Annotated in this window: 5 protein-coding genes and 1 pseudogene; 4 read left to right on the top strand and 2 right to left on the bottom strand. The window is 63.3% G+C overall.

What is annotated here, in order from left to right:
* From VKR55_RS19425 to VKR55_RS19415, 3 genes and pseudogenes are all read left to right on the top strand, one after another.
* Window positions 1–471: amino acid ABC transporter permease (locus VKR55_RS19425; RefSeq protein ID WP_324405756.1), on the top strand; the 471-nt coding region annotated here is incomplete at its 5' end.
* Window positions 468–1,163 (top strand): amino acid ABC transporter permease, encoded by a 696-nt coding sequence (locus tag VKR55_RS19420; RefSeq protein WP_324405755.1) that lies wholly within the window; start codon window positions 468–470, stop codon window positions 1,161–1,163. The genes VKR55_RS19425 and VKR55_RS19420, both read left to right, overlap by 4 nt.
* 56 nt (window positions 1,164–1,219) lie before the next feature.
* Window positions 1,220–1,989, top strand: a pseudogene (locus VKR55_RS19415) (amino acid ABC transporter ATP-binding protein).
* 23 nt (window positions 1,990–2,012) lie between these two features.
* Here the strand turns inward: VKR55_RS19415 and VKR55_RS19410 are convergent.
* Both VKR55_RS19410 and VKR55_RS19405 read right to left on the bottom strand, forming a co-directional pair.
* Window positions 2,013–5,171 (bottom strand): efflux RND transporter permease subunit, encoded by a 3,159-nt coding sequence (locus tag VKR55_RS19410; protein WP_324405754.1) that lies wholly within the window; start codon window positions 5,169–5,171, stop codon window positions 2,013–2,015.
* 3 nt (window positions 5,172–5,174) lie between these two features.
* A complete protein-coding gene (locus VKR55_RS19405) occupies window positions 5,175–6,242 on the bottom strand; it encodes an efflux RND transporter periplasmic adaptor subunit (protein WP_324405753.1) in 1,068 nt (355 codons plus the stop codon).
* Between the two features lie 418 nt (window positions 6,243–6,660).
* Between VKR55_RS19405 and VKR55_RS19400 the strand changes: the two genes are divergently transcribed.
* Window positions 6,661–8,115 carry a multicopper oxidase family protein gene (locus VKR55_RS19400; RefSeq protein WP_324405752.1) on the top strand — a complete coding sequence of 485 codons (1,455 nt, stop codon included), beginning with the start codon at window positions 6,661–6,663 and terminating at the stop codon, window positions 8,113–8,115.
* Window positions 8,116–8,125: the final 10 nt, after the last annotated feature.

Here is an 8,125-nt window from a genome sequence, read left to right as displayed (position 1 = left end):
CTGTGCCTCGGTCTCTATACGGCCGCTCGCATCGCCGAACAGGTTCGTGCGGGGATCGAGGCTCTGCCAAAAGGACAAATCGAGGCGGCTAACGCGCTCGGCCTGAGCGGATACCTGACCTACCGACACGTCGTTGTTCCGCAAGCCCTGCGCCTGATCGTGCCGAGCCTGACCAGCGAGGTGATGGGCATCTACAAGAACACGTCGGTGGCCCTCACTATCGGCCTCATGGAGTTGACCGCACAGGCGCGTCAGATCAGCGAGGCGACGTTCCAGACCTTTACCGCGTTCGGTGCGGCGACGCTGATCTATCTCGCTCTCGCGTTGATCGCCTACCAGACGATGATGTTCATCGACAAGGCCGTGCGCATCCCGGGCACCGCTCTTGTCAAGGACATCACCGGAGCGGAACTGATGGAAGAGCCGAAAGGCGTCGATCGCCTGCCTGTCGTCATGGAGGCCGCGCAATGAATAGCCTCGATTTTACGATCGTCCTTCAGGCGTGGCCCTATCTCTGGTCGGGATTATTGTTCTCACTCGCGCTGACGGCTGCGGCTTTTCTGATCGGAATGATCCTGGGAACCGGTTTCGCCCTCGTGCAGCATTTTGAGATACGCGTTCTCAACCAGATCGTCCGCGGCTACATCACCTTGATCCGGTCGATCCCGCTCATCCTCGTGTTGTTCTGGTTCTTCTTCCTGGTGCCGATCGTGCTGGGACATCTGAGCGGCAACGGTCGTCCCATTCCGATCGGCGCCACTTACACGGCTTTCATCACCTTTGGCCTGTTCGAGGCGGCCTATTATTCGGAGATCATTCGGGTTGGATTGCGCGCGGTGAACAGGGGTCAGTTCGAGGCATGCCAAGCCCTCGCTTTGTCGAGCTTCGATACCTACCGGCACGTCATCCTGCCACAGGTGTTCCGCGTCGCCAGTCCGATCATTCTGAGCCAGACCATCATCCTGTTTCAGGATACCTCGCTCGTCTACGTCCTTTCGCTCACGGACCTTCTCGGCGCGGCCTCGAAGCTCGCGCAACTCAACGGCCGCCTCGTCGAGATGTACCTCACCGTGGCTGTCATCTATATCGTCATCAGCTCGGCGGCTTCCCAATGTGTCGCGACGCTCCGAAGGCGGTACGCGCTCACGGGGGCGCACCGGTAAGCGATCGGAATCCATGGCCAAGTGCACCGCCTCGCCTCAAATGCAGGAGTACGAACATGACGCAGGCAAACGTAGTCAGTCCGGCCGACCGGACTGATCCGATGGTCGTCATCGAGAGGTTGGTGAAACGGTTCGGCGGCTTCGCTGCCCTGAGCGATATCAACCTCAACGTAGCAAGGGAGAAAAGATCGTGCTTTGCGGACCGTCAGGTTCAGGCAAATCGACGCTGATCCGTTGCATCAACCATATCGAGAAGCATGATGCGGGCCGGATCGTCGTCGACGGCGTCGAGCTCACCGGCCGGATGGTCGATGTGAATAGCGTACGCTGTGAAGTCGGCATGGTCTTTCAAAGCTTCAACCTTTTTCCGCATCTCTCCGTCGTCGAAAACTGCATGTTGGCACCGATGAAGGTCAGGGCCCTTTCGCGATCTGAGGCGCATGATCGGGCGATAGCACTGCTCAGGAAGGTGCGCATCGACGATCAAGCCAAAAAGTATCCAGCACAGCTATCAGGCGGCCAGCGGCAGCGCGTCGCTATCGCGCGTGCCCTGTGCATGCAGCCAAGGATCATGCTGTTCGACGAGCCGACTTCCGCGCTCGACCCAGAGATGGTCAAGGAGGTGCTAGAGATCATGGTCGAGCTGGCGCGAGATGGGATGACCATGGTCTGCGTGACGCACGAAATGGGTTTTGCCCGCGAAGTCGCGGATCGCGTCGTCTTCATGGATCGCGGGTCCATCGTCGAGGAAGCAGATCCTAAGACCTTCTTCTGCGCGCCGCACACCGAGCGGGCGAAGAGCTTCCTCAGTCAGATCATCCACTAGAAGCCGACGTCCGCCACCACGCCTCACTCAGCGGCGCTTGATTCGCCGGATGCGACCGGGCGCGTGAACTCCTCGTCGGTCCGCTCGAACCGTCCGTAGCGCAGCGCCAGCGTCGGCAGGACCAGAAGGTTGAGGGCCATCGATGTCAGAAGCCCGCCGAGAATGACGATCGCCATCGGTCCCTGAATCTCGCGTCCGGGATCGTTCATGCCGATCGCGAGCGGCAGGATGCCGAGCCCGGTCACGATCGAGGTCATCAGGATGGGCGTAAGGCGGTCGGCTGCACCGGCGATCGCGGTCTCCAGGCCCCACGTGTTGCCCTCGACGTCAACGAGATGCTCGTAATGAGCAATCATCAGGATCGAGTTGCGCAGGCTGATGCCGAACAGCGTGACGAACCCGACCAGGCCACCCAGCGTCAACTGCCCGCCGGTCGCAAACACGGCCAGCACGCCGCCTACAAGCGCAAATGGCAGGTTCGCCAGAACCAGGAGCAGGTTGCGCCAATTGCGGGTGATGACCGACAGCAGGAGCATGATGCCGACGGCTGCGATCAGGGAATTGACCAGGAGGTCGCGTTGGGATTGCGATTCCGCCTCCGCCGCACCGGCGAACTGAATATAAGTCCCTGCGGGAAGCTCGACCTTGGAGCGGATGCGGGCCTTTGCCGCCTTGACGAAGGAAACGAGATCAACGCCGCTGACGTTGGCGGTCACCGTCTGTACGCGACGCGCTCCCTCATGCACGACCTGATAGCGTCCCGATGTCTGATAGATGTCCGCGATCTGCTTGAGCAGGACATAAGCGCCACTTGGACTGCGCAGCGGCAGGTCGCCAACCTTGGTGATGTTGTCGCGGCTCGCCGCATCCAGGATCGTCATGACGTCGAAGACCTGATCGCCTTCATAGGTCTGGCCGACGACGTCGCCTTGATAGGCGGCGCGGATCAATTCCAGCACCTCGACTGCATCGAAACCCCAGCGCTCCAGATCGGGCTTGCGCAGACGGATCGAAAGTTGCGGCAGGCCGGGCGGCGACTGGACCTGGACATCCGCAGCTCCAGGGATCTCGTCGAGCACGCGGGCGATCTCCTGAGCCTTGCGGTCGAGGAGATCAAGGTCGTTGCCGAAGACGTTGACCGCGACCGCGGCCGTGTAGCCGGAGAAGGTCTCTTCGATGCGCTCGGTGAGAAACGTCATGACTGCGGCGTTGACGCCGACGAAGCCCGCGAAGGTCCGGCGGATGTCCGCCTGCGCCTTCTCGGCGTCGTCTCCGGAGAGGCCCGGCTTCAAATCCACTTCGAGCTCGCTGTAGTGAGGACCCCAACTGTCCTCGGATTCCTCGGCCCGGCCCGCCCGCTGCGCCACCGAGCGCACCTCGGGTAGCTGGAGCAGCGCCTTGGTGATTTCTGCGCCGACGCGCAGCGACTCGTCGATCGAGGTGCCGGGCACCGCCGACATGTGGACGACGAAATGTCCCTCCTTCAATTCGGGAATGAATCCGCCCCCGAAAAACGGCAGCGCAGCACAGCCTAAAATCGTCAACGCGATCGCCGCAGCCATCAGCGTGCGCGGCCGTTGCATCAGCCGTCCCAACAGCGCCCGATAGCCGGCGCGCGTCCACCGGATCATGGGCGGATCATGGGTGGGCACTCTGCCCGGGAGCAGCGCCATCGACAGCGCCGGCGTCACCGTCAGCGCGACGGCGAGCGAGGCCAGCACCGCCATGGTGTAGGCGAACCCGAGCGGCCCAAACAGGCGTCCGGCCGTGCCGGACAGCGTCATCACCGGCAGCACGACCAGGATGACGGCGAAGGTTGCGTAAACCACCGCGCTGCGGACCTCGAGCGTCGCGTCGAGCACGACTCGCGCGAACGGCTGCGGCTGCAACGATCTCCTGTTTTCCCGCAGGCGGCGCACGATGTTCTCGACGTCAATCACCGCGTCATCGACCACGACGCCGATCGCAATCGCTAGGCCGCCGAGCGTCATGGTGTCGAGCGAGGCGCCAAGCCGCTCCAGCACCAGCGTCGCGGCGAGCAGGGAGAGCGGAATTGCGGTGCAGGAGATCGCGGCCGTGCGCAGGTCGAACAGAAACAGGAGCAGGACCACGATCACGAGCACGCCGCCCAGGATGAGCGAATCCCGCACGTTGCCCGTTGCGGTGTTGATGAAGTTCGCGGGACGAAAAAGATCGCTGTGGAGGGTGATGCCGTCCGCCGTCAGTGCGGGACGCAGCTCGTCCAGTGCCGCCTCGACCTTCCGTGTCACCTTGAGCGTGTCGGCGGCATATTGTTCCGCCACATTGAGGATCACGCCCCGCTTGCCCTGGATGCCGGCGCCGCCAATGGGCGGTTCGGGCGCGTCGACGACATCAGCCACGTTCCCCAGGGTGACGCTCGCGGCGCCCCGGCTCAAGAGCACGGTCCGGGCAATATCGTCGGGCTTGAGCGATTGTCCCTCGGTCTGGAACACGATGCGCTGATTTTTGGTATCGACGAAGCCGGCTCCCCGGACGCCGGTCGATCGCCGCGCCGCGGTCAGCACATCGTTGAGCGTCAGGTTGTATCGGATGAGCTCGTCAGGATGGACCTGGATCTGGATCGAACGCTTGTCGCCCCCGAACACGGTCACGCTCGCAACGCCGGGAACGGCGAGCAGACGCAAGCGGACGGTCCAGTCGGCGGCCGTACGCAAGTCCATCAGCGAACGCGTCTTTGATGTCAGGCCGACCACCAGCATGCGGCTGGTGGACGAGGTGAGTGGCGTCATGATCGGCGGCTGCACCCCCTGCGGGAGCTGCTGGGTCGCGGCCGCCAGCCGCTCGGCGACGACTTGCCGGTCGCGATAGATGTCGCTTGCGGTGTCGAAGAAGACGGTGACCACGGACAGGCCCTGGATCGACGTGGAGCGGAGCGTCTGCACGCCGGACACGCCGCTGATCGCGTTCTCAATCGGCCGGGTGACGAGAATCTCGACCTGCTCCGGCGTCAGCCCGACAGCCTCCGTCTGGATCGCGACCTGGGGCGGAGCGAACTCGGGAAACACGTCGTATTTGGCGCTGCCGAGCGCGTAGACGCCGTAGGCGACCAGGATGCAGGCGAGCGCGGCGACGATGCCGCGGAAGCGGATCGCGAGGCGGATGATCGCGGCCTGCGGACCCGAGGGAAGGGCGGTACTCACCTCTCAGTCCTCGACCTGGATCTGCGCGCGGAACTCCTCGGACAGCAGCAATTGCGCACCGCGAATGACGACCTGCGCATCTTTCGGCATGTCCTTGACGATATATCCGCCGCCGCGCGCCGGCTGGTCGGTCGCGATCTCCATGCGAGCGAATTTATCCTGGCCGGTGCGGCGGTACACCCAGGCTCGACCCTGCAGCCATACAACCGACGACGCCGGCACGGCAGCGGCTTCGACGGATGTGCCGGAGGGCAGGAAGGCGAGCACATTCATGCCGGGCAGGACGCCGCTTTCCGCCGCTGCCGTGTAGAGGAAGCTGACGCCCTGAATCTTCGAATCGATCCGCGTTGCTGATGACACGAAGGTGATGGCCGCCCGTCCTCCCTTGCCGACTTCGATGGACGCCTTGGCAGGCGCCGTCTTGAGGACGACACCGGGCGGCAGGGTGATTTGCAGGAGAAAATCCTGCCGCTCGATCAGGCGGGTGATCGTCGGCGATCCATCGACAAGCGACTTGCCGAGAACCGACCCCCATTCCTGGTAGGCGGTCGCGGTGTAAGTGCGCACCTGCGCCTGTGCCGCAGCGAGGCTCGCCTGGTCCGTGCCGAACGCCGCCTCCGCGGCCTGCAACTGCGCCTGCGAGACGACGTGAGTCTCGTTGAAAAGCTTTTGCGCGCGCTCGTACGCGGGCTGCGACATTGCAAGCTTCGCCCTCGCGGTCTCGACCTGCGCCGTGGCATTGGCGTAGTTGTTGGAGAGCTCGGTCAAGCGCGCGACGTCGAGGACCATTCCGTAAGCGCGAACCTGCTCCTGAAACGGCGCGGACGGGAGCGACGCTGTTTCGATGCCGCTGCGCTTTTGCGTCTCGGCATCGACCGCAATCACCGGCTCGCCGTTCTCGCTCGAAACCCGCACTGGTACCTTGATGGTCTGTTCGCTCTCGGCCTCCTCAGCCGCCTCGTGGCGCCCTGCGAGGAAGCCCCAGGCCATGAGTGCGCCCAGCGCGACGATAGCCACCGCAACCAGGGCCTTGATCGACCACAATCGTATCTGCTTCTGCCGCTTGCCCATCCAGGTTTCCCGGAGCCATCGACCATGTCATGCGAACTCGCCCCAAGCTCGCGGCTGACGTTCAGCGTTCAACCTGCCTGTCCCGCCGGCGCGGCTCAAAAACGGTTATACCTGAAAAAATCTCTTGCAGCCGATGTGTGTGCGGCACGAAGCGCGCTATTGACCCTTCGGCGTCCTGGCGGGGGTCACCCCATAGAGCTCGCGTCCATCGAGGTAGCGCGCGGACGTCGTAAGAACCTTTCTCGAGCCACGGCGTTGCGAAATCTGCGCTCGCCCGCGCCAGGACACGTGTCCGTGAGGTCACGGACGCAGTCATGCAGGATTAGCGGGGTTTTTGCGCCTCGTTTTCGCGCAAATCCGATAAGCTTGGGCCGACGGCGTGTTCCGTCGTCGCCTCAAGAAAGTGAGAGGTCGTCCTATGCCGATCGACCGCCGCGCAGTTCTCGCCTATGGCGCCACGCTTCCCCTGATCGGTGCGAGCTCGTCGCGTGCGCGGGCCGCCGAGCCGGGCGCCGCGGAAAAGGCCGATTACACCCTGCGGATTGCAACGGGAGTGACCGAGCTGGCTCCGGAGCACATCGTCTCGACGACGCTTTACGACGGCCAGTTTCCCGGTCCACTGCTGCGCTTCAAGGAAGGACAACGCGCGGTGGTCGACGTCTACAACGACACCGATACGCCGGAACTGGTGCACTGGCACGGCCAGATCATCCCGAGCGACGTCGACGGCGCCGCCGAGGAGGGCACGTCCTTCATCGCCCCGCACGGCATGCGCCGCATCGCCTTCGTGCCGAAACCTGCGGGTTTCCGCTTCTATCACACGCACGTCGTGGCCGGCGCCGACCTCAATCGCGGCACCTACACCGGCCAGGTCGGGCCGGTCTACATCGAGCCGAAGCACGAACCCGGCGCATATGACCGCGAAGTGTTCCTGGTGCTCAAGGAGTTCGAGCCCTCCTTCAGCCAGGGCGGTGATATGGCGATGGACTTCCTCGCAGGCGAGCCGATCAAGGAGCTGCAGGCGATCGGGAAAAAGGCCGACGACGAGGCCAACGAGAAAACCAAGGGTTACGAGGTCGGCTACGACCTGTTCTCGATCAACGGCAAGATGCTCGGGCAGGGCGATCCCATTCGCGTCAAACGGGGCGAGCGGGTGCTGTTTCACGTGCTGAACGCAAGCGCCGGCGAGATCCGCAGCCTTGCATTGCCGGGTCACACCTTCAGGGTCGTTGCGCTGGACGGCAATCCCGTGCCGGCGCCGCACGACGTGCCGTTGCTGTGGCTCGGGACGGCGGAGCGCATCTCGGCAATCGTCGAGATGAACCATCCGGGGGTGTGGGTCATGGGCGATCTTGCCGATGACGACCGGAACCGCGGCATGGGCATCGTCGTTGAATACGCCGGCGCCAAGGGCAAACCGCAATGGGTGAAGCCGAAGCCCTATCGCTGGGACTATACGCTGTTCGGCAAGTCCGGCGCCGCGCCGGCCAATCCGGACGAGACGATGGAGTTCACGATCGTCAAGCACAATGCGGCGCTGAACGGCTTCAACCAGTGGACGCTGAACGACAAGGCGTTCTCGATGGAGACCATGAAGCCGACATACATGCTCCATCAAGGACGCCGCTACCGGCTGAAATTCCGCAACGCCAGCGACGATATCCATCCGCTGCATCTGCATCGGCACAGCTTCGAACTGGTGCGTGTCGGCGGCAAGGCGACATCAGGTGTCCTCAAGGATGTCGTGATGCTGGGCGGATTCCAGGAGCTCGAGTTCGACTTCGTCGCCGACAATCCGGGAATGACGCTGTTTCACTGCCACCAGCAACTGCACATGGATTTCGGATTCATGTTCCTGCTCAATTACGCCTGACGCGCGATGA

It is taken from the genome of Bradyrhizobium sp. (assembly GCF_035309285.1).
GTDB lineage: Bacteria > Pseudomonadota > Alphaproteobacteria > Rhizobiales > Xanthobacteraceae > Bradyrhizobium.
This window is presented reverse-complemented; position numbering and strand designations above follow the sequence as displayed.